At 68.6% G+C, this 20,975-nt stretch carries 21 protein-coding genes; 13 read left to right on the top strand and 8 right to left on the bottom strand.

Going from position 1 to position 20,975, the window contains the following annotated elements; genetic code table 11:
* Positions 1-132: 132 nt before the first annotated feature.
* Positions 133-2,577 (bottom strand): TonB-dependent receptor, encoded by a 2,445-nt coding sequence (locus tag DDF62_RS09690; protein ID WP_116488920.1) that lies wholly within the window; start codon positions 2,575-2,577, stop codon positions 133-135.
* A 226-nt stretch (positions 2,578-2,803) separates the two neighbouring features.
* On the opposite strand from DDF62_RS09690, the gene DDF62_RS09685 reads away from it, so the two are divergent.
* Both DDF62_RS09685 and DDF62_RS09680 read left to right on the top strand, forming a co-directional pair.
* Positions 2,804-4,576, top strand: a complete 1,773-nt coding sequence (locus tag DDF62_RS09685; protein ID WP_116488919.1) for an arylsulfatase — start codon at positions 2,804-2,806, stop codon at positions 4,574-4,576.
* On the top strand, positions 4,576-5,493 hold the full coding sequence (locus DDF62_RS09680) for an SUMF1/EgtB/PvdO family nonheme iron enzyme (RefSeq protein WP_116488918.1): 918 nt from the start codon (positions 4,576-4,578) through the stop codon (positions 5,491-5,493). The genes DDF62_RS09685 and DDF62_RS09680 overlap by 1 nt, the downstream gene beginning before the upstream one ends.
* Positions 5,494-5,656: 163 nt before the next feature.
* Here DDF62_RS09680 and DDF62_RS09675 read toward each other — a convergent pair whose 3' ends face one another.
* Complete coding sequence (locus DDF62_RS09675) at positions 5,657-6,688, bottom strand: glycoside hydrolase family 43 protein (RefSeq protein ID WP_208866841.1); 1,032 nt, start codon at positions 6,686-6,688, stop codon at positions 5,657-5,659.
* A gap of 211 nt (positions 6,689-6,899) precedes the next feature.
* On the opposite strand from DDF62_RS09675, the gene DDF62_RS09670 reads away from it, so the two are divergent.
* Entirely contained in the window at positions 6,900-8,867 is a 1,968-nt protein-coding gene (locus DDF62_RS09670) for an acetyl/propionyl/methylcrotonyl-CoA carboxylase subunit alpha (protein WP_116488917.1), read from the top strand.
* Between the two features lie 116 nt (positions 8,868-8,983).
* Here DDF62_RS09670 and DDF62_RS09665 read toward each other — a convergent pair whose 3' ends face one another.
* A complete protein-coding gene (locus tag DDF62_RS09665) occupies positions 8,984-10,285 on the bottom strand; it encodes a cation:proton antiporter (protein ID WP_116488916.1) in 1,302 nt (433 codons plus the stop codon).
* A gap of 169 nt (positions 10,286-10,454) precedes the next feature.
* Between DDF62_RS09665 and DDF62_RS09660 the strand changes: the two genes are divergently transcribed.
* A complete protein-coding gene (locus DDF62_RS09660) occupies positions 10,455-10,853 on the top strand; it encodes a DUF1489 family protein (protein ID WP_116488915.1) in 399 nt (132 codons plus the stop codon).
* Positions 10,854-11,033: 180 nt separating this feature from the next.
* On the opposite strand, the gene panC is transcribed toward DDF62_RS09660, so the two are convergent.
* A complete protein-coding gene (gene panC, locus DDF62_RS09655) occupies positions 11,034-11,885 on the bottom strand; it encodes a pantoate--beta-alanine ligase (RefSeq protein WP_116488914.1) in 852 nt (283 codons plus the stop codon).
* A 205-nt stretch (positions 11,886-12,090) separates the two neighbouring features.
* On the opposite strand from panC, the gene mipZ reads away from it, so the two are divergent.
* A complete protein-coding gene (gene mipZ / locus DDF62_RS09650; protein WP_116488913.1) occupies positions 12,091-12,927 on the top strand; it encodes a division plane-positioning ATPase MipZ in 837 nt (278 codons plus the stop codon).
* Between the two features lie 31 nt (positions 12,928-12,958).
* Complete coding sequence (locus DDF62_RS09645; protein WP_116488940.1) at positions 12,959-13,387, top strand: J domain-containing protein; 429 nt, start codon at positions 12,959-12,961, stop codon at positions 13,385-13,387.
* A gap of 186 nt (positions 13,388-13,573) precedes the next feature.
* Here the strand turns inward: DDF62_RS09645 and DDF62_RS09635 are convergent, their stop codons facing one another.
* The gene (locus tag DDF62_RS09635) at positions 13,574-14,884 is read right to left on the bottom strand and encodes a D-alanyl-D-alanine carboxypeptidase family protein (protein WP_116488911.1); all 1,311 of its coding nucleotides are present in this window, start codon (positions 14,882-14,884) and stop codon (positions 13,574-13,576) included.
* Between the two features lie 335 nt (positions 14,885-15,219).
* Here DDF62_RS09635 and DDF62_RS09630 point away from each other — a divergent pair, with 335 nt between their 5' ends.
* The 4 genes from DDF62_RS09630 to DDF62_RS09615 all read left to right on the top strand — a co-directional run bounded on the left by DDF62_RS09630 (position 15,220) and on the right by DDF62_RS09615 (position 18,227).
* Positions 15,220-15,654 (top strand): phasin family protein, encoded by a 435-nt coding sequence (locus DDF62_RS09630; protein ID WP_116488910.1) that lies wholly within the window; start codon positions 15,220-15,222, stop codon positions 15,652-15,654.
* A gap of 184 nt (positions 15,655-15,838) precedes the next feature.
* A complete protein-coding gene (locus tag DDF62_RS09625) occupies positions 15,839-16,297 on the top strand; it encodes a RidA family protein (RefSeq protein WP_058347593.1) in 459 nt (152 codons plus the stop codon).
* Positions 16,297-17,070: a glycerophosphodiester phosphodiesterase gene (locus tag DDF62_RS09620; RefSeq protein ID WP_116488909.1), complete on the top strand. Its 774-nt coding sequence runs from the start codon at positions 16,297-16,299 to the stop codon at positions 17,068-17,070. Before DDF62_RS09625 ends, DDF62_RS09620 begins: the two co-directional genes overlap by 1 nt.
* Positions 17,067-18,227, top strand: a complete 1,161-nt coding sequence (locus tag DDF62_RS09615) for a GNAT family N-acetyltransferase (protein ID WP_116488908.1) — start codon at positions 17,067-17,069, stop codon at positions 18,225-18,227. Before DDF62_RS09620 ends, DDF62_RS09615 begins: the two co-directional genes overlap by 4 nt.
* Positions 18,228-18,242: 15 nt before the next feature.
* On the opposite strand, the gene DDF62_RS09610 is transcribed toward DDF62_RS09615, so the two are convergent.
* Positions 18,243-18,728 (bottom strand): pyridoxamine 5'-phosphate oxidase family protein, encoded by a 486-nt coding sequence (locus DDF62_RS09610; protein ID WP_116488907.1) that lies wholly within the window; start codon positions 18,726-18,728, stop codon positions 18,243-18,245.
* Positions 18,729-18,778: 50 nt separating this feature from the next.
* Complete coding sequence (locus DDF62_RS09605; protein WP_116488906.1) at positions 18,779-19,369, bottom strand: DUF4287 domain-containing protein; 591 nt, start codon at positions 19,367-19,369, stop codon at positions 18,779-18,781.
* Between the two features lie 54 nt (positions 19,370-19,423).
* Between DDF62_RS09605 and DDF62_RS09600 the strand changes: the two genes are divergently transcribed.
* Genes DDF62_RS09600 through DDF62_RS09590 form a run of 3 tightly spaced genes read left to right on the top strand, consistent with a single transcriptional unit; the run spans position 19,424 to position 20,494 of the window.
* On the top strand, positions 19,424-19,855 hold the full coding sequence (locus DDF62_RS09600; RefSeq protein WP_116488905.1) for an HIT family protein: 432 nt from the start codon (positions 19,424-19,426) through the stop codon (positions 19,853-19,855).
* 52 nt (positions 19,856-19,907) lie between these two features.
* The gene (locus tag DDF62_RS09595) at positions 19,908-20,198 is read left to right on the top strand and encodes a hypothetical protein (RefSeq protein ID WP_116488904.1); all 291 of its coding nucleotides are present in this window, start codon (positions 19,908-19,910) and stop codon (positions 20,196-20,198) included.
* Positions 20,198-20,494 carry a hypothetical protein gene (locus tag DDF62_RS09590; RefSeq protein ID WP_116488903.1) on the top strand — a complete coding sequence of 99 codons (297 nt, stop codon included), beginning with the start codon at positions 20,198-20,200 and terminating at the stop codon, positions 20,492-20,494. Before DDF62_RS09595 ends, DDF62_RS09590 begins: the two co-directional genes overlap by 1 nt.
* 133 nt (positions 20,495-20,627) lie before the next feature.
* Here the strand turns inward: DDF62_RS09590 and DDF62_RS09585 are convergent, their stop codons facing one another.
* Positions 20,628-20,936: a hypothetical protein gene (locus tag DDF62_RS09585; protein ID WP_116488902.1), complete on the bottom strand. Its 309-nt coding sequence runs from the start codon at positions 20,934-20,936 to the stop codon at positions 20,628-20,630.
* Positions 20,937-20,975: the final 39 nt, after the last annotated feature.

Below are 20,975 nucleotides of genomic sequence, written 5' to 3'. Positions count from 1 at the left end.
CGATGTTGCTGGTAAAATTCCACTGCCGGCGCGGCGAGTCAATCCGCCTCCCATCAAGCGCAGCTGTCCAGGCAAAGAAAAAGGGCCCGCCGTGAAGCGGGCCCAGTCGGGGAAGCCAGGAGAAGAAGAGGTCTAGCGGCGCACGCGCAGCGTCACGCCGAAGGTGCGCGGATCGCCCAGCGTGCCGGTGATCGCGCCGGTGTTCCCCGCGCCCAGCGACAGGTAGTAGAGCTTGTCGAAGACGTTGCGGCCCCAGACCTGCAGGTCCCAGCTGCCGTCCTCGGCGCCGATGCCGGCGCGCAGGTTCAGCAGGGTGTAGCCCTTGATCTTGGAATATTCCGAGTTCGAGGCGCTGGTGTAGTAGGACGACTTGTAGCTGGCGTCGTAGCCGGCATAGGCCTGGAGGCCGTCGCCGCGCCAGGTTCCGGCGGCCTTGCGATACTCGCCGCCGGTCGAGGCGGCCCACAGCGACGCGCCGGGCAGGCGGCGGCCGGTGAGGTTGCAGTAGGTCGACAGCTGGATCTCGATCGGGCAGGCGGCCTGCTCGTAGCTGGTGTAGCTGGCGTCGTTGTAGGTGGTCGAGCCGTAGAGGGTCAGGCCCTGGATCGGCGCGGCCCGCAGGTCCAGCTCGACGCCGCGGCTGCGCACGCTGCCGGCGTTGGTCAGGTAGCTGGTGTTGTTGATCAGGTTGACGGCGGTGGTCTGGTAGCCGTCGTCCTTCGTCCAGAACAGGGCCAGGTTGGCGGTCAGGCGACGGTCGAACCAGGTGCTCTTCAGGCCTGCCTCGTAGGCGTCGATGGTCTCCGGCGCGATGACCGGATCGACGGCGTTGGCTCCGGAGGTGTTGATGTTCGACAGGTTCAGGCCGCCGGCCTTGTAGCCCCGGGCGTAGGTCGCATAGACGAGCGGGCCGTTGTCGAAGGTGTAGGCCAGGGTGACGTTGCCGGTCAGGCTGTCGCCCGAGGTCTTGGACGAGAACGTATTGGCCGCGCCGAAGCGGGCGCGCAGGGCCAGAGCCGTCGCCCGGTCGGCGGCGCTGAGGCCCGACAGGTCCGCGCCCCAGGCCGTCTGGTCGAACCAGCCGGTCATCTTCTCGTAGGTGTAGCGCAGGCCGCCGGTGATATCGAAGCGGTCGGTGACGTGCCAGGTGCCTTGCGCGAAGGCCGCCGCGCTGGTCGTCTCGGGGCTGGAGTGGCTGACGATCGAGTAGTTGTTCAGCGCCGCCGCCCGCACCGTCGCCGAGGCGGCCGCCGGCGCCAGCAACCAGTCGGCCGCCGCCGGGCCGTAATAGTTGACCGCCTCGGCCTCGAGGTCCTGCCAGAAGTAGTAGAGGCCGGCGACGTAATCGAGCTTGCGGTCGCCTTCGGAGCGGATGCGCAGCTCCTGGCTGAACTGCTGCTGGTCGTTGTCCTGGTGGGCGTCGATGATCGCCGAGACGGTCGTGCCGTCGGCGTCGTTGTGCGGGCGCCAGTGCCAGCCGCGCCAGGCGGTGACCGAGGTGATCGTGGCGTCGGCCAGCTTGTAGTCGACGATGGCCGAGACGCCGCCGTGGGTCTCGAAATAGCTGTTCTTGGTGTTGACCGAGACGCGGCGGGCCTCCGGATCGATCGGCGGCGGCGTGAAGCCGATGCGCGCCGTGCGGGCCAGGTAGCCGTTGGGATAGGCCGCGCCGCTGTCGGCGTAGTTGGTGAAGAGGCCGGTCAGCACGCTGGCGGCGGTGTTGGAATACTGCTGGCCGTAGTCGCCCGAGAGCTTGATGGAGAGGCTTTCGTTCGGCGTCAGCAGGAACTGAACCCGGCCGCCGAAGTCGTGATAGTCCTGGGTTTTCGACCCGTCATAGACGTTGGTCATGTAGCCGCCGCGCTGGGTGTTGGCCAGCGAGACCCGGTAGGCCAGCTTGTCCTCGACGATCGGGCCCGAGGCGATCAGGTGGGCCTGGAAGTAGTCGTAGTTGCCGCCGGTGACGTCGGCCGAGAACTCCGGCGTGAACTTCGGCTCCTTGGTGGCGATGACGAGGGCGCCGGCCGAGGTGTTCTTGCCGAACAGCGTGCCCTGCGGGCCGCGCAGCACCTGGACGGAGTCGAGGTCGGCCAGGTCGAACACCGCCTGGCCCGGACGGCCCAGATAGACCTGGTCCAGATAGACGCCGACGGCCGACTGCAGGCCGTCGTTGTAGACCGAGACGTTGTTGCCCAGGCCCCGGATGTTGATGCTGGTGTTGCGCGGGTTGGTGACGCTGACCGACAGGCTGGGCGACAGGGTTTGCAGGTCGCGGACGTTGAAGGCGCGGGCGGCTTCCAGCTGGGCGCCGCCGAAGGCCGAGACGGCGACGGGCACGGTCTGGGCGTCCTCGTCGCGGCGGCGGGCGGTGACGACCACGGCGTCGAGGCCCACGGCGTCGTCCGCCGAGGCGGTGGTCGGCTCGGGGCTCGCAGGCGTCTCGGCGGCGAAGGCGGGCGCGGCGCCGGCCATCAGGGCCACGCACGAGGCGGCCAAGGTCAGGCGGCGCAGCGTCGCGCCGTGGTTGTGGTCACGGCGAGTATTCGCCTGGTGGATAGAAACGAGTACGCCCGACATCGCGAGGAGCCCCCATAGACTGCAAGAACAACCGCAGAAAACGACGGCCATTGACGCGTCGGCGGGCCCTTCGCCGATGCGTCGTCGTTGCGGTGCGGAGGGAGCTTTAAATCCCAACTACTCCGATCGGCATTGCAGAAATTCTCAACAGGGCGTTTCGAAATTGTCGTAAGAGCGCTCGGAGCCGGAGGCCTTAGGGGGAAGGGAGAACACGAGGGAAAGCGTCATGAAGACCCATCACACGACCCTGCGCGGACGGCTTCTGGCCGGCGCCCTGATCGCCGCGACCAGCCTGGCGGGCGGCTTCGCCAGCGCCGCGGAACCCGTGGCTGCGGCCGCGACCCGCGCGGTCGAGAAGCGTCCGAACTTCTTGATCATCGTCGCCGATGACTTGGGCTATTCTGATCTCGGAGCCTTCGGCGGCGAGATCGAGACGCCGAATCTGGACGCCCTGGCCAAGGCCGGCGTGCGCCTGTCGGGCTTCCACACCGCGCCGACCTGCTCGCCCACCCGCTCGATGCTGATGACGGGGTCGGACAACCACCAGGTCGGCCTTGGCTCGATGGCCGAGGTGCTGAGCCCCGGCCAGAAGGGCAGGCCGGGCTACGAGGGCTATCTCAACGATCGCTCGGTGACCGTGGCCGAACTGCTGCGCGACAGCGGCTATCGCACCCTGATGGCCGGCAAGTGGCACCTGGGTTTGGCCGACGACCAGTCGCCGGCCGCGCGCGGCTTCGAGCGGTCCTACGCCTTGCTGCAGGGCCTGCAGAACCACTTCGGCGAGGACCAGACCGAGGCCTACAAGGCCGCTGGCGCGGCCTCGACCTTCCGCGAGGACGGCAAGGTCGTGACCTATCCCAAGGGCGTCTACTCGGCCGACTTCTACGGCGACAAGATGGCCCAGTTCATTCGCGAGGGCGCGGGCGACGGCCGGCCGTTCTTCGCCTACCTGACCTTCACCGAGCCGCACTGGCCGCTGCAGGCGCCGCCCGAGACCATCGCGAAATATAAGGGCCGCTACGACGCCGGCTACGAGGCCTTGCGCGAGCAGCGGCTGGCCAAGCTGAAGGCGCTGGGCCTGGTCGCCAAGGACGTCAAGCCGCATCCGTTCGTCGACACCCCGGCCTGGAGCTCGCTGAGCCCCGCCGAGAAGAAGGACCAGTCGCGCCGGATGGAGATCTACGCGGCGATGGTCGACCGCATGGACCAGAACATCGGCAAGGTGGTCGCCGCCCTGAAGGCCTCGGGCCAGTACGACAACACCGTCATCGTCTTCCTGTCGGACAATGGCGCGGAAGGCAGCCGCATCGACACCATCCGCGGCGTGCCCGATCCGGCCAAGCTGGCGACGTTGCCGGTCGACAACAGCTTCGACAACCTGGGCGCCGGCTCCTCGCACGTGGGCTACGGCCCCGGCTGGGCGCAGGCGGCCACGGCGCCGACCCGCCAGGTCAAGGGCTACACCACCGAGGGCGGCATCCACACGCCGGCCATCGTCGAGGGGCCGGGCGTCAAGGGCGACGGCCGCATCGTCGACTCCCTGGCCCACGTGGCCGACGTCGAGGCCACGGTGCTGGAGCTGGCCGGGGTGAAGCGTCCCGAGACCTATCGCGGTCGCGCGGTGGCCCCATCGATCGGCCGCTCGTGGGTCGCCGCGCTCTCCAGCCCCGACGCCGGCGTGCGCGGTCCGCAGGACCTGGTGGCCTGGGAGCTGTTCTTCCGCCGCGCCGTGCGCCAGGGCGACTGGAAGGCGATCTATCTACCCAGCGCGCCGGGCGGGGCGGCCTATTCGCGCGAGGCGGTGCTGCCGGCCAACTGGCAGCTCTTCAACCTCAAGAGCGACCCGGCCGAAGCCGTCGACCTGGCGTCCAGCCAGCCCGACAAGTTGAAGGAACTGGTCGAGGCCTGGAACCGCTACGCCGCCCAGAACGGCGTGGTCCTGCCGCCGCCGCAACCGGCTGCCGGAGCGCCCGCGCCCGCCAAGGCCGGCGCGCGCTGATGCGGCGCGGCCTTCCTGGAGCGGCGGCGGTGGTCGTGCTGGTCGCGGGCCTCGCGGCCGGCGGCTTCACGACCGCCGACCCGGCGGGCGTCGAGGTCGCGGCGATCCGCGCCGCGCCTCCTGGCGCCTGCAAGACCCAGGAGGGCCGCGCCTTCATTCCCGCCGGCGAGGTGTCGCTGGGCGAGGACGGTCCGGGACGGCCGGGCAGGGCGGTGAAGGTCGAGGGCTTCTGGCTCGATCGCCACGAGGTGACCAACCGCCAGTTCGCCGCCTTCGTCGACGCCACCAGCTACGTCACGCAAGGCGAACGCGACGGGGGCTCGGCGGTGTTCGTGCAGCCCGAGCACCTGTCGGGCATGGACGACGCCGGCCAGTGGTGGAAGCTGGTCCGCAAGGCCAACTGGCGCCGTCCGCACGGCGGCGGGGCCGATGACTTGGCCCATGCCGACGAGCCCGTGGTGCATGTGGCCTATGCCGACGCGGCCGCCTATGCCCGCTGGGCCGGCGGTCGCCTGCCCACCGAGGCCGAGTGGGAACGGGCCGCGCGCGGCGACCAGTCCGGCCCGCGCGCGCCGCAGGCCTGGGCCTATGACGACGAGGGCAAGCCGACCGCCAACACCTGGCAGGGCGAGTTCCCGCTGGCCCAGAGCAACGAAGATCACTTCACGGGCCTGGCGCCGGTCGGCTGCTTTACGCCCAACGCCTTCGGCCTGGTCGACATGATCGGCAATGTCTGGGAGTGGACGGCCAGCGCCGCCGGAACCTCGGGCGTCGAGCGCCTGATCAAGGGCGGCTCGTTCCTCTGCGCCTTCAACTACTGCGCCAACTTCCGCCCCGCCGCCTGGCAGGCCCAGGAAGAGGGGATCGGAACCTCGCACGTGGGGTTCCGGGTGGCGTACGAAAATCCCTCTCTCTGAGAGAGAGGGAGGGGCCCATGGCGAAGCCATGGGAGGGTGAGAGGTTTGAGCTTGTCGGATTGAAGTGCGGAACCCCTGTGTTTCGTGAAGCGGGCGGAGGTTTGTCGGCAGGCGGTGAAGCCTCTCACCCTCCCACCGCTGGCGCGGCGGGCCCCTCCCTCTCTCAAAGAGAGAGGGTTTTCTCATCCCCGTCCAAATCCACCCTCTGCCGCACGATCTCCAGCCGGTCCCCGGCGTCGCGCATCTCGTAGAGCTTGCCGCGGGCGTTCTTGAAGGGGCGGTGGACCACCATCATCAGCTGGCCGTCGAAGCGGTTGAACAGCATGCCGTGGCCGCTGTCGTGGCGGACCAGCGGCGGCAGCTGCTCCCAGGGCCCCTCGATCGTTCCGCTCTTCGAGCGCGCCTGCGACTGGACGTAGCCGTTCTTGTCGTAGCTGGACCACAGCATCAGCAGCTGGCCCGTCTTCGTCGTGAACAGCTGCGGGCCGTCGGTGACGTAGGCGAGATCGCCCTCGGGCTGCTTCTTGCCGTCGGCCCAGGGCGCCTGGCTGGCGGTGAAGAGCGTGCGGGGCGGGCCTGCGGCGGCCAGGTCGTCCGTCAGGGGCAGGGCCTCGATGGCCCCGTCGCCGACCTGCAGCCACTCGCGCGAATAGACGTACCAGGGGCGACCGTCCGGAGCGACGTAGAGCGTGCCGTCCAGGGTCATCAGCGCTTTAGGGGCAACCGGCTCGCCGTCGCGGACCAGCGTGAACGGACCCTCGGGGCCGTCGGCGATCGCCAGGATCGTGCCGCGCCGGTAGGGCCTGCGCTTGCCGGCCGGCGGCAGCAGCGCGGCCTCGTCGTGGAAGGTGGCGAAGAGGAACCAGCGGCCCCGCCACTCATGAACCTCCGGCGCCCAGGCCCCGCCCTTGAACCAGGCGTCGGCGGGCGCCTGGAACACGCAGCGCGGCTTTTCCCAATCCAGCAGGTCGCGGCTGACGTACATCATCACGCCCAGGCCCGGCGCGCCGCTGAGCCGCGCGATGTTGGAGGTGTAGAGCCGGTAGAGGCCCGCCTTCTCGTCGGCGACCATGAACGGATCGTGCAGCGGCATGTTCGGCAGGCGCAGCATCGGCTCGGCGCGGACGGCGGCGGGCGTCAGGGCCAGGGCGGCGGCCCCGAGGGCCATGGCCCGTCGCGAGGTGTCGATGGGCATGCTTCCTCCGGGCGACGCTGTACGAGCCGTGATCTAGGAAGACATGGCGGCGCTTTGCAACGGCGAGGGCAGGGGGCAAGCTGGCGGCGTTGTCGCGGCGTGCGGCAAAGGTCGTGCTGGCCTATCGGTGTTTTAGGGCATAAACCTCGGCCGATAACGAAGCATGCGACAGAGGCTGGCCCCTAACCGCCTCGTCCTGAGGAGGAACGCGTTGATCGAGTCGGTTCTGATCGCCAATCGCGGCGAGATCGCGCGCCGGATCATCCGCACCGCGCGCGAGATGGGCGTGCGCACCATCGCCGTCCATTCGGAGGCCGACAGCCACGCTCCGTTCGTGATGGAGGCCGACATGGCCATCCTGATCGGCGGCTCGCCGGCCCGTGAAAGCTATCTCGATCCGGCCAAGATCCTGGCCGCCGCGCGCCAGACCGGCGCCGAGGCGATCCACCCCGGCTATGGCTTTCTCTCGGAAAACGCCGACTTCGCCCAGGCGGTGATCGACGCAGGGCTCGTCTGGATCGGCCCGCCGCCCTCGGCCATCCGCGCCATGGGCCTGAAGGACGCCGCCAAGAAGGTGATGATAGAGGCCGGCGTGCCGACCACGCCCGGCTACCTGGGCGACGACCAGTCGGTCGAGCGGCTGACCGCCGAGGCCGGGAAGATCGGCTTCCCCGTTCTGATCAAGGCCGTGGCCGGCGGCGGCGGCAAGGGCATGCGCAAGGTCGACCGGGCCGAAGACTTCGTCGAGGCCCTGGGCTCGTGCCGTCGCGAGGCCGCCGCCAGCTTCGGCGACGACCGCGTGCTGCTGGAGAAGTGGGTCACCCGCCCGCGCCACATCGAGGTGCAGGTGTTCGGCGACCAGTTCGGCGACGTCGTGCACCTGTTCGAGCGCGACTGCTCGCTGCAGCGTCGCCACCAGAAGGTCATCGAGGAGGCTCCGGCCCCCGGCATGGACGAGGAGACGCGTGAGGCGGTGTGCGGCGCGGCCGTGCGCGCGGCCCAGGCCGTCGGCTATGTGGGCGCGGGCACGGTGGAGTTCATCGCCGACGCCAGCGAGGGCCTGCGCGCCGACCGCATCTGGTTCATGGAGATGAACACCCGCCTGCAGGTCGAGCATCCGGTCACCGAGATGGTCACCGGCCAGGACCTGGTCGAATGGCAACTGCGCGTCGCCTCGGGCGAGCCGCTGCCGCTGGCCCAGGACGAGATCGAGCTGCAAGGCTGGGCCATGGAGGCGCGCCTCTATGCCGAGAACCCGGCGACCGGCTTCCTGCCCTCGACCGGTCCGCTGAAGCATTTTCGCCTGCCCGAAGGCGACGTGCGCGTCGACAGCGCGGTGGAGGAGGGTGGCGAGGTCACGCCCTTCTACGATCCGATGATCGCCAAGCTGATCGCCCATGGCGTCGATCGCGAGGACGCCGCCCATCGCCTGGCCGAGGCCTGCAAGCTGGTCGAGGTCTATCCCGTGAAGACCAACGCCGCCTTCCTGGCCGCCTGCGCCAGCCATCCGGACTTCGTCGAGGGCGCGATCGACACCGGCTTCATCGCCGCGCGGCTGGACGAGCTGATCGAGCGCCAGTTCTCGGACGCCCCGACCCTGGCGGCGATTGGCCATCGTCTCGAGACCTTCATGGCCGCCGACCAGCCCAAGGCCGATCCGTGGGCCAGCGCGCCGTCGCGCCTGCTGGGCTTCCGCATGGGCGCGCCGCGCGCGGCCATGGCGCTGCCGCTGACCGTGGACGGCGCCAGGGTCCCGCTGCGCGTGGGTCTGGTGACCGGCGCCGGTGACGACTGGTCGTGGGACATCACCGTCGAGGACGGCCGGCCGCTGGACGACGTCGACGTGCTGCCCGGAGTCTACGGCCGCGATCCGCTCTATGTGTTCGAGGGCGGCGACGTGCGCGAGTTCGATTTTTCGCCGCAGGTCGGCGGCGGCGCGCATGGCGCGGCGTCGGACGGGGCGATCCTGTCGCCGATGCCGGGCAAGGTGGTGTCCGTGGCGGTTTCGGCCGGCCAGTCGGTCACCAAGGGCCAGACCCTGCTGGTGCTGGAAGCCATGAAGATGGAGCACGCCCTGGCCGCGCCGTTCGACGGCGTGGTCGGCGAGCTGTCGGCCGTGGCCGGCGGCCAGGTGGCCGAGGGCGTGGTGCTGGCGCGGCTGGAGGCGGCCGAGCACTAATCTCCGTAAAATCCCCGCGAAAGCGGGGACCTAGGCTTTTTCTGAAGCCCTGGGCGCTCGACGATGAAACACCTGGGTCCCCGCTTTCGCGGGGATTTTACGGGTGATTGGCTGGCTTATGCCGGCAGCCTCGCCAGTTCGCTGTCGTCGTCCTCGCTCTCGTCGAGCGCGCCCAGTTCGCCCCGGGCCCGCGCCGCCTTGCCGTAGAGGATCTCGAACAGCGGCGAGGCCATCAGGGTGGTGATGATCGCCATCAGCACCAGCATCGAGAACAGCGCCGCGCCGATGATGCCCTTCTGCAGGCCGATGTTGATGATGATCAGCTCCATCAGGCCGCGGGCGTTCATCAGGGCGCCGATGCCGCAGGCCGTGGCGTTGTCCTGGCCGGTGAGGCGCGCGGCGGCCCAGCAGGCGCCGCCCTTGGCCAGGATCGAACCGGCCAGGATCACCAGAGTCACGGCGACCAGGCTGACGCTGTTGACCATGGTCAGCTGGGTGTGCAGGCCCGAGAAGGTGAAGAACATCGGCAGCAGCAGGACGACCGCGAACGGCTCCAGCTGCTTCTTGACCTCGCGGCTCAGCACGCCGCGCGGCAGCACCGTGCCCAGGATGAAGCCGCCGAACACCGCGTGGATGCCCACCGCGTCCATCGCCCAGGCGCTGAGCATGAACAGCATGACCACCACGCCCAGGATGTTGGGCGTGACCTTGCCTTCGCGCTCGGCCCAGCGGCCCAGCGGGGCCAGGAGCCTGGGGCCCAGGGTGATCATGAAGGCGACGAAAACCGCGCCGCCGACGATGGCCTTGATGGCCACGGCCGGTCCGCCGCCGAAGGTGGCCAGCACGATGGCCAGCACCGTCCAGGCGCCGGCGTCGTCGATGGCGCCGGCCGACAGCGAAAGCGTGCCGAGCGGGGTCTTCGAGAGGCCGCGCTCGTGGATGATGCGGGCCAGCATCGGGAAGGCGGTAATCGAGATCGCCGCGCCCATGAAGAGGGTGGCCTGGAAGGTGTCGATGCCCTTGCCGAACAGGCCAAGGCTCAGCAGCCACGGCGCGATGGCCACGGCCACCAGGAACGGCGCGGCCATGCCCGACAGCGATACGGCCGCCGCGCTCTTGGCGTTGCTCTTGAAGTGGTCGGCCTGGAAGCCGAGGCCGACCAGGAACATGTAGAGGCCCACGCCCATCTGGGCGCCGACATAGAGCACGCTCTTGGAGTCCTTGGGGAACAGCATGTGCTGGATGTCGGGCGCCAGCAGGCCGAACAGCGACGGGCCCAGGATCACGCCGGCGATCATCTCGCCCACCACCTGGGGCTGGCCCAGATACTTCTTCGCGAGCCAGCCGACGAGGCGACTGACGGCGATGATCACGAACATCTGTAAAAAGAAGACAACGCTGAGCTCAGCCGCCGTCATGGTCCCATTCCCCCCGAAATCGCGCCGTCCTTCGACGGTCGCCGTCTCTTCCCTTGATGCTCCGATATCATCGGTCTGGAACCGGACCTAGATGTTAAATGATAGCGTTGTCACATAGATGCCGGAGGCGAGCGCTTGCGCGGCCGTCGCAGCGCGCTAAATCGGCTCCATGGCTCTGCACATGATCAAGCTGGTTGTCGGCTGCGACACGATCGACGACCTCGTCGCCTGGCACAAGGAAGGTCATCCTTGGGTGATGCACACCCGCATGACCCCCAAGCGGATCGACGAGATCCTCGACGGCGGCTCGCTCTACCGGGTCTTCAAGGGTCAGGTGCTGTGCCGCCAGGCCATCCTGGCGATCGACACGGTGGGCGAGGGGCAGAACGCGCGCTGCGAGGTGACGGTGGATCCGGCCATCGTCCGGGTGGCGCCCCAGCCGCGCCGGGCTTTCCAGGGCTGGCGCTATCTCAAGCCCGAGGACGCGCCGCCCGACCTGACCGAGGGCGAGGCCGCCGAGATGCCGCCGGAGTTGGCTCGCCAACTCCGGGAGCTGGGCGCCTGGTGATCGCTTAGCGGATCATCAACCGAGGCGTGAGACGATCCTCGCTCGACCTTCTTCAGGGAGAGCGAAGATGCGACTGGCCTATATGGCGCTCGGCATGGGTCTGCTGTTCCTGGCGATGATGATCGCCGTCGGCATCGCGCTGGTGGCGAAAGCCTAGGGGCGCCTTCAGGCACCGCCATTTCACGCGCCCATGTTGTCGATCAGCCGGGTCTTGCCCAGCCAGGCGGCCGCCAGCAGGCGCGGCTTTGCGCCAGAGGGCAGGGCGTCGGGGCCCAGGCGCGACAGGTCGTCGGCGTCGCGGAAATCGAAATAGTCCACCTGCCTGAAGCCGGCGGCTTCGAGCGCGGCCTTGCCCGCGGCCTCGGCCGTCTCGACGCGCTCGCCGGCCTGCACGGCGGCGATGGCGGCCTTCATGGCGTCGGGCAGGGCCACGGCGGCGGCGCGTTCCTCGGTCGACAGGTAGGCGTTGCGCGATGAGAGGGCGAGGCCATCCTCGGCCCGGGCGGTCGGAGCGCCGACGATCTCGACGGGCAAATCAAGGTCGCGGGTCACGCGGCGGATGACCTGGAGCTGCTGGTAGTCCTTCTCGCCGAAGACGGCGATGTCCGGCTCGGCCTGGATCAGCAGCTTGGTGACCACGGTGGCCACGCCGCCGAAGAACTGCGGGCGGGCCGCGCCTTCCAGCGGTTCGGAGACGCCCGTCAGGTTGATCGTGGTCGAGAAGCCCTGGGGGTACATCTCGGCGGCGCTGGGGGCGAACAGCAGGTCGCAGCCGGCGCTTTCCAGCAGCTGGGCGTCGCGGGTTTCGCCGCGCGGATAGGCGTCGAAGTCCTCGTGTGGGGCGAACTGCTTGGGGTTGACGAAGACGCTGGCCACGGTGCGCTTCACCCGGGTCTGGGCCAGGCGGACCAGCGACAGGTGGCCGTCATGCAGCGCGCCCATGGTCGGGATCAGGCCCACCTGCTCGCCGGCGGCTTTCCAGGCGCGGACCTGCTCACGCAATTCGGCGACGGTGCGGACGATACGGGTCATGTCGGAGGGAACTCTGCTGCGACGCAAAAACGAGCGTTCGGACGCGCGGCTTATGGCCGATATGGGACATCGGGTCCACCTGCGACACCGAGTTCTGTGGACGCAGGGCGCCATAAGATTGACGCTAGGAGCGCGCAGGGCGTTTCATGCGCGTTAAGATTTTGGTTAGATTCGCCCGAGTCGGGCGGAACGAAGGAAGAAGCCTATGGCCGAAACGCGCGTGATCGTCGTCGGCAACGAAAAGGGCGGGGCCGGCAAGTCCACCATCGCTATGCACCTGATGACGTCGCTGCTGTACGGCGGCGCCCGGGTCGCGATCATGGACCTGGACCTGCGCCAGTGCACCAGCATGCGGTTCTGCGAGAACCGCGCGGCCTGGCTGGCCGGCAACGACGTCAAGCTGCCGATGCCGCAGACCTTCCGCCTCAGCGACGACGACATCGCTTTGGCGGCGTCGTCCGAGGCCGAGCAGGTGGCCGCGTTCGAGAAGGCCTTCCTGGCCGCGCGCGAGGTCGCCGACTTCGTGCTGATCGACACCCCCGGGGGCGACACCCAGATCACGCGCATGGCCCACGGCCTGGCCGACCTGATCGTCACGCCGATGAACGACAGCTTCGTCGACTTCGACATGCTGGGCCACGTCGACCCGGTGACCATGGAGCTGCAGAAGCCCAGCCTCTATTCTCAGACGGTGTGGGAGGCTCGCAAGGCCCGCGCCATGGCCGGCCAGCGCCAGCCGCTGGACTGGGTGGTGCTGCGAAACCGCCTGGCCACCACCGAGGCCCGTAACCGCAAGCGCCTGGAAGACCGCCTGACGGCCCTGGCCAAGCGCGTGGGCTTCCGCATGGGCCCCGGCCTGCGCGACCGCGTGATCTATCGCGAGCTGTTCCCGTTCGGCCTGACCATCGCCGACCTGTCGACCCAGGTGCGCCCGGTGCCGGTGTCGTTGCAGCACCTGGCCGCTCGCCAGGAGCTGCGGGCGCTGATGCATTCGCTTGGCCTGGCCGCCTTCTCGGGCGAAACTCTGCTCGCCGCCCAGTAACCCGCTGGGGCGGCGCCTGAGTCCGCGCATGCTGTTCTATCTGATCCTCGGCGCGGTGGTCGTCGCCTGGCTGCTGTGGGGCAAGCGTAAACCGCTGCTGGTCGGCGAGGGCTGGCGCGTCGGCGCCGGCGTGGCCTCGGCCGCTGCTTTCGCCGCGGCGGCCTATGCCGGCGTGCGCAGCCAATGGCCGGCGACCCTGGCGCTGTGCGTGTTGGGGCTGTGGTGCGCCACCTCGGCCCGCCAGCGGCCGGTGGTCCGCAAGGTCGCCGAGCCCGGCAAGGCCCAGCTGTCGGCCAGCGAGGCCCGCTCGATCCTCGGCGTCGACGCCAAGGCCGGCCCCGACGAGATCCAGGCCGCCTATGCCCGCCTGATCCGTTTGGCCCATCCCGACAAGGGCGGCACGGCGGGTCTGGCGGCGCAGCTCAACGCGGCGCGGGACCGGCTGCTGAAAGGGCGGTGAAAACCTCGTCCTTCGACAAGCTCAGGATTAGGTTTTTGCAGCGCCGATGATCTGAAGGCGCGCTGATCTGCGTGCCTGCCATGGTCCTCATCCTGAGCCTGTCGAAGGACGAGGGCCACGCACGGCCAAAGAAAAAGCCGGCCACCGCGAGGTCGCCGGCTTTCCTGTTTCTGGCTCTGCCCAGGATCAGCGCGGGGCGATGACCATGCAGGGCTGGCGCTTGGCGGTGATCGCCGAGCAGGCCGCGCGGGCGGCGTCGGCGGTCATGCCCTGGAACTGGGCGCGGAAGGCGCCGCCGGCGGCGCTGACCACGGCGCCCTCGGCGTCGACCACGGCCTTGGCGAAGCGATCGCGGACGATGCCCAGCTGCTTGTTGGCCAGGCTCTTGGACTGGAAGGCGCCGACCTGGACGCTCCATTCGCCCTTGGCCTTCTTCGGGGCCGGCTTGGCGGCGTCCTTGGCGGCCTTGAGGGTGGGCGAGACCTTCACCGGGGCGGGCTTGGGATTGTCGGTCAGCACGATCTTCAGGCCGGCCTGGTCGCCGTCGCCCTCTTCCGACGAGGGGCGCATGATCGGGCCGGTCGGATCGTCCTCGTACAGGTTGGCGGCGATGCTGGTGCGCTCGCCGTGCGAGCGGCGGCGCATCACGTCGAAGCCGGTGGTCAGCAGGTCTTCCATGTTGTTGTCGCGCCAGGCGGTCGACGAGCCGCCCAGGACCACGGCGATCAGGCGGCGGCCGTCGCGCACGGCCGAGCCGGCGAGGTTGTAGCCCGACGCATTGGTGTAGCCGGTCTTCAGGCCGTCGAAGCCTTCCATGCTCGACAGCAGGCGGTTGTGGCCGCGGACATAGCCGCCGCGGAACTCGAAGCCCTTGAGGCTGAAGTAGGAATAATACTGCGGGAAGTCGCGCATCGTGGCGCGCGACAGGATGGCCAGGTCGCGGGCAGTGCTGATCTGGCGGCTGTCGGGCAGGCCCGAGGCGTTGACGAAGCGGGTGTTGCGCATGCCCAGCTCCTGGCCCCGCAGGGTCATCAGGGCGGCGAAGCGGCTTTCGCTGCCGCCCAGCTTCTCGGCCATGGCGGTGGCGATGTCGTTGGCCGACTTCACGGCCATGGCGCGAATCGCCTCGTCGACGCTGAGGCTGTCGCCCGGCCGCAGGCCCATCTTGGTCGGGGCCTGGGCGGCGGCGCGCGGCGAGATCGGCACGCGGTCGGTCAGCTTCAGGCGGCCTTCGCTGAGCGCCTCGAAGGTGAGGTACAGCGTCATCACCTTGGTGACCGAGGCCGGATAGCGGGGGCTGTCGGCCCGTTTGTCGTAAAGGACCTCGCCCGAGTTGGCGTCGATCACGATGGCCGCGTACTTGGGTTCGGCGGCGTTCAGCTGCAGGTACGGGATCTGGGCCGAAGCGACGGTGGGAGCAGCGACGCCAACCAGCGTAGCCGCGGCGAGGCCGGCGGCGACGAGGAGACGACGGGCGGAGTTAAGCTTGGCGAACATGCGACAAACGTCCGTCATTTGAACTGAGCGGTTCCGCACCGCCACACGCGTGAGAGCTAGCATGCGCGTTGTCGCCTTACGCCAAAGTAAACAACTGGTGAGCGATTTCGCCGCACATTAAGATAAAACTTGGGCGTTGCGGCAACGCTTCGCTCGTCATGCGCTCAGGGCACGGAGCAGCTTCACCTAGGGTTATGGTGCGCTGCACAAAATCGTTTGACTGCTGCACTGCAACATGAGAAAACCATGTCGTCCCAACGCATGGCGCGGGATCGCGGCCGAAAACCCTAACAAGGTCGCGTCGTCCCACCATGACCCGCCCAGGAGCCCTCCCCATGGCCGTCACCGAGACCCTGAAGAGCACCGTCGAGCAATACTCCACCGCCAGCAACCAAGCGTTCAAGGATGGTGTCGAGAAGTCGCTGGCCGCCCTGGCCGAAGCCAACACCCATTCCAAGAAGAACCTCGAAGCCGTCGTCGCCTCGGTGACGGCCGCCACGAAGGGCGCTGAAGCCCTGGGCGCCGAAGCCTTCGCCTACTCGAAGAAGGCCGCCGAGGATCAAGTCGCCGCGGCCAAGGCCCTGGCCGGCGCCAAGAGCGTGCAGGAAGCCGTCGAACTGCAGACCGCCTGGGCCAAGTCGGCGCTGGAAGCCTACATCGCCCAGCTGAGCAAGGCCTCGGAGATCGTCTCGGCCTCGATCAAGGACTCGGTGAAGCCGCTGAACGAGCGCGTCACCGCCACGGTCGAGAAGTTCCAGGCCGCTCGCTAAGTCGAGATTTGGAACGGCCCTGCTTACGGGCCGTTTCACAAGTCTACCCAGCCTTCAGGCTCGGACCTCGCGGTCCGGGCCTTTTTTCTTGTGCGCCTTGGCCCGGACCTCGCGGTCCGGGCCTTTTTTCTTGTGCGAAGGCCCGCCCTTGCTAAGCATGCGCTCTCGGTAAGGGAGCGTTTGAATGTCGAAGGTGGAAGAGCGTCTGGCGGGCCTGGGGATCACGCTGCCGCAGCCGGTGGCCCCGGTGGCCAACTACGTGCCGTTCGTGCGCTCGGGCAACCTCGTCCACATCTCGGGCCAGATCTCGATCGATCCGGCCGGCGGCATCAAGGGCACGGTCGGCGTCGACGTCGACCTGGAGACCGCCCAGAAGGCCGCCCGGCTGTGCGGCGTCAACCTGCTGGCCCAGATCAAGGCCGCGGTCGGCGACCTCGACAAGGTAGCCCGGGTGGTCAAGCTGGGCGGCTTCGTGCAGGCCGGCCCCGACTTCATCGACATCCCCAAGGTCATCAACGGCTGCTCGGACCTGATGGTCGAGGTGTTCGGCGACGCCGGCCGCCACGCCCGCTCGGCCGTCGGCGTCTACAAGCTGCCGCTGGGCTTCGCCGTCGAGGTCGACGCGGTGGTGGAGGTCTTCTGATGCGCGCGCGTCCGCGGCCCGGGACCGAGGTGTTCGGCGAGGCGTGGGAGCGCCTCTTCGATCCGCCGATCGCGCACCGGGGGCTGTGGACGCGGGACGGCGCGCCCGAGAACTCGCTGGCCGCCTTCCAGGCCGCCTGCGCGAAAGGCTATTCCATCGAGCTGGACGTCCAGCTGACGGCCGACGGCCAGGCGGTGGTCTTCCACGACGATCGCCTGGAGCGCCTGACGGGCGTGGAGGGGCGGCTGCGCGACCACACCGCCGCCGAGCTCGGCGCGATGAAGCTGTCGGGCACGGACGAGACCATTCCGACCCTGGCCGACGCTCTGGCGGTGATCGGTCACCGCGCCATGGTCCAGATCGAGCTCAAGACCCCGTTCGGCGAGGTCGGCGAGCTGGAGAAGAAGGTCTCGGAGATCCTGATCGACCACAATGGTCCGATCGCCGTGATCGGCTTCAACCCATATTCCCACGCCTGGTTCGCCGATCACAATCCGCAAGTGCTGCGGGGCCTGGATTCCTACGGCTGGAACGACGAGAACGCCCGCAAGCTGGCGCCGGAGCTGCGCAAGTCGCTGGCCGCGCTGGAGCAGGTCGAGATCGCCCGGCCCGACTTCCTCGCTCTGGGCCTGGACATGCTGCCGAGCCCCCGCGCCGACGTCTTCCGCGCCAAGGGCATGCCGATCGTCGCCTGGACGGTGCGCTCGCCCGAGCAGTGGGACGCCGTTTCCGACCATTGCGACAACCTGATCTTCGAGGGCTTCGCTGCGTGAGTTCGCTTAAGGCGGAGGTGCGTATCCACCGCCGCATCGCCGATATCGGCAAGGAAGCATGGGACGCCTGCGCCGGAGTTTCCGGCGATCCCTTCGTCAGCTTCGACTTCCTCGACATCCTCGAAGAGAGCGGCTGCGCGGCCGACCGCACCGGCTGGGCGCCGCATCACGTCAGCGTCTCCGACACCGACGGCGCCATCGCCGGGGTGATGCCGCTCTATCTGAAGAACCACAGCCAGGGCGAATACGTCTTCGACCACGCCTGGGCCGACGCTTACGAGCGGGCAGGGGGCGCCTACTATCCCAAGCTCCAGTGCTCGGCGCCGTTCTCGCCGGTCACTGGTCCGCGCCTGATCGTCCGGCCCGACGTCGATGCGGACGAGGCGCGCTCGGCCCTGCTGGGCGGGGCGCTGACCCTGTGCGAGCGCATTGGCGCCTCGTCGCTGCACGTGACCTTTCCGACGCAAGGCGAGTGGGACTGGATGGGCGATCGCGGCCTGCTGCGCCGGCAGGACCAGCAGTATCACTGGGAAAACGCCGGCTACGCCACCTTCGACGACTTCCTGGCGGCCCTGTCGTCCAACCGCCGCAAGACCATCCGCCGCGAGCGCCGCGACGCCCAGGACGGGCTCGAGATCGTCGCCCTGACCGGCGACGAGCTGACCCACGAGCATTGGGACGCTTTCTTCGGCTTCTACATGGACACCGGCAGCCGCAAGTGGGGCCGGCCGTACCTCAACCGCCGCTTCTTCTCGCTGCTGCACGAGCGGATGGCCGACAAGGTGCTGCTGATCCTGGCGCGGCGGCCCGGCGGGCCCTGGATCGCCGGGGCGCTGAACCTGCTCGGACGCGACTGCCTCTACGGCCGCCACTGGGGCTGCACCGAGGACGTGCCGTTCCTGCATTTCGAGCTCTGCTACTACCAGGCCATCGAGCACGCGATCCGGCTTGGCCTGCCGCGCGTCGAGGCCGGCGCGCAGGGCCAGCACAAGATCGCCCGCGGCTACCTGCCCAGCGCCGTCTACTCGGCCCACTGGATCGCCGACCCGGCGTTGCGCGAGCCCGTCGCCCGCTATCTCGAGCGCGAGCGCGAGGCGGTGACGCAGGACATGGCGATGCTCACCGAGGAGTATTCGCCCTTCCGGCACGAGAGCTAGGGGCGCTTTCCCTGGCTAATGCAGGCTGACCTCGGCCACCTTGTCGCGATAGTCGCGCTTGGGGTCGTGGCCCAGCATCAGCTTCATGCCGGCGAACAGGCTGCTTTCGTTGCGCCAGATGCGGGCGTGCTCGGGATCGAAGCGCAGCAGGCGAAGCGTCGGGTCGGTCTTGCCGGTGAACCAGGCGGCCACGAACGGGCTCCAGAGGCCGTCGATGGCCTGGCGGTCATTGTCGATCCGCAGGCGGCCGTCGATCTCGGCGAACAGGTCGTGACCCTTCGAGGAAAAGTGCATGACCGCGTCGCGCTCACGGTCGAGGGCGGCGACCATGTCGCAGTCGGCGGAGGTGAAGATCCAAAGCGGGCCGCCTTGCTCGCTTTCCATCAAGGCGGTCATCGGTTGGCTGTGGCCGCCCTCGACGTCGCGCAGGCCCAGCATGACGGTGCGGTCGGTCTTGAGGGCTCTCCAGAACTTGGCGGTGAGATCGGTTTCCTTGGACATGGTCTTGTCCTCCCGCCGTCAAAACGTGGCCGCGCCCGGCGCCGTTCCCGTCAGGAGCGGTCCCAGGCCGCTTTCAGCAGGGCCTTCACCTCGTCGTCGACCTCGGCCGGGGAGGCGAGGGCCAGCTTGGCCTTCAGCCGCTCGGACCAGCTCTCGTTCTTCGGCTCTGACAGGCGAGGGGAGGCGTCGGGCGTCAGGGCCAGGCCCAGCGACACCGTTCCGCCCTTGATGGGGCGTGCGGCCGCGAACTGCACCTTGTTGGACCAGGCGGTGAAGGCCTTGCGCTGGCCGGTGACCAGTCCCGGGAAGTCGGCCACCGCCGTCTGGATCGCCGCCAGGATCGCGGTGGAGGCCGGGTCGGTCCACAGCGCCGCGCGCAGGCCGTCCGCGTCGTCCCAGCCCAGCTCGGACGGAAAGGCCGCGCCCAGGATGTGGGCGGCGCGATTGACGCCCAGGCCGTGGTTGGCCTTCAGCCAGTCCACCCGAGCCTTGGGCTTGGTCTCCTTGCAGTCGCTGCGAACGATCTCGACCCACTGCTCCAGGGTCTTGCCGGTGTCGCGTTCGAGGCTGGCCTGCACCGAGGCGAACCATTTCTTCTGGCGTTCGGTCAGGCCCTGGCCGGTCTCTTCGGTCTTGCCCACGCTTGCGCCCCTTCCCTGGTTTGCTAGAGCCTGTCCCACGCAATGGAGACGACCATGAGCCTTCACGGAACCTACGACCCGGACAACATCTTCGCCAAGATCGTTCGCGGCGAGATCCCGAGCGTGAAGGTTTTCGAGGATGACGAGGTCCTGGCCTTCATGGACGCCTTTCCGCAGTCGAAGGGTCACCTGCTGGTGATCTCAAAGACCTCCAAGGCGCGCAACGTGCTGGAGGCCGAGCCCAAGACCCTGGGCCGGCTGATCGGCGCGGTGCAGAAGGCGACCCGGGCGGTGACGCAGGCTCTCAAGCCCGACGGCGTGGTCGTCACCCAGTTCAACGGCGCCCCGGCCGGCCAGACGGTGTTCCACCTGCACTTCCACGTCATCCCCCGCTACGAGGGCGAGGCCCTGGGCCGGCACGGCGGCGGCATGGCCGATATCGAGGAGCTGAAGGCGCTGGCCGCGAAGATCAGCGCGGCGCTCTGAAGCTTCAGGTTGCCGCGTCCGGCGAACCTCGCCATACGGACGCGGGGGCTGCATGAAACTTCATCCGATCACCTGGCTGCTGATTGCGTCTGCCGGCGTGCAACTGGCCGTGCTGGCGGTTCACGTCGTGGGGGTCGCCTATGCGGCCGGCGAGGCGTCGCAGATGACGGTCTTCGTGGGTGACGAGCGCGCCTTCGTCCAGTCCTGGCTCAGCCGGGCGCTGGGGGAGGTGCTGCAGCGCCTTGGCGGGATCGTGGTCAACGCTGGCCTGGCCGCCTGGGTCGAGTTCCTGGCCCGCACCTACCGAGATTTACGCGCGGCGAACGCGCTGGGAGACGCTTGATGCCCGACGCCCTGGACGCTCCCGCCGATCATGCCTTCGCCCTTGTTCGCCGCCTTCATCCGGTGACCCGCATCGTCGCGGCCGCCGGCGTCGTCAGCCTTTGCGGCGACGTGATGCAGGCGATCGGCATCGTCTCGGCGCTCCAGCAAGGGGCGGCCGCTCAGCCGATGGGGACCACGATCGCGGGGTTCCTGACCAGCCTCGGCTATACGATCGGCTATGTCGGCGCCGCCGCGACGGTGGAGTACCTGTTCCGCATCTGGCGCGAAGTGAAGGCGATCCGCGAGCGCGGCTGAGGCGGGCGGCGCCGGAGCGTGGGCTCTCCCAACTGCGGCGTCGCAGTGGTGGAGGAGTTCGGGACGAGCTTTCACACTGATAAACTTGGGCTGAACCCGAGGTCGTAGGGCGCGACAGCCGAGCCTGCGGTCCCTAAGGCAGCAGCTTGATCAGTGCGGTCGAGATCGACACCAGCACCGCCATGCCGCCCAGCAGCGCCCAGCCCTGGAGCCGAATCTTCTCACTGAGATCGGCGCGGATGCGGGCCTCGGTGAGGGCGATCTCGCTTTTGAGCTCAGTCTTTGTCGCCAGAAGCTCCGAGCGGGTGGCGAGGTCGGAAATGTCGGGAAGCATCGTCGTCTGCTGCACCAGTTCCACGACAGCTTCGGCCGCGCGCGCCTCCATCCCCGCTTCACGCAGGCGCTTTGAAGCGCTCAGGGTGTCGAAAGGGATGTTGCTCATGAACTCACGCTACTCGTTTGTTCTTGTTTTGTCTACATC

Origin of the sequence: Caulobacter radicis (genome assembly GCF_003094615.1) — a bacterium.
GTDB classification, from domain to species: Bacteria; Pseudomonadota; Alphaproteobacteria; order Caulobacterales; family Caulobacteraceae; genus Caulobacter; species Caulobacter radicis.
This window is presented reverse-complemented; position numbering and strand designations above follow the sequence as displayed.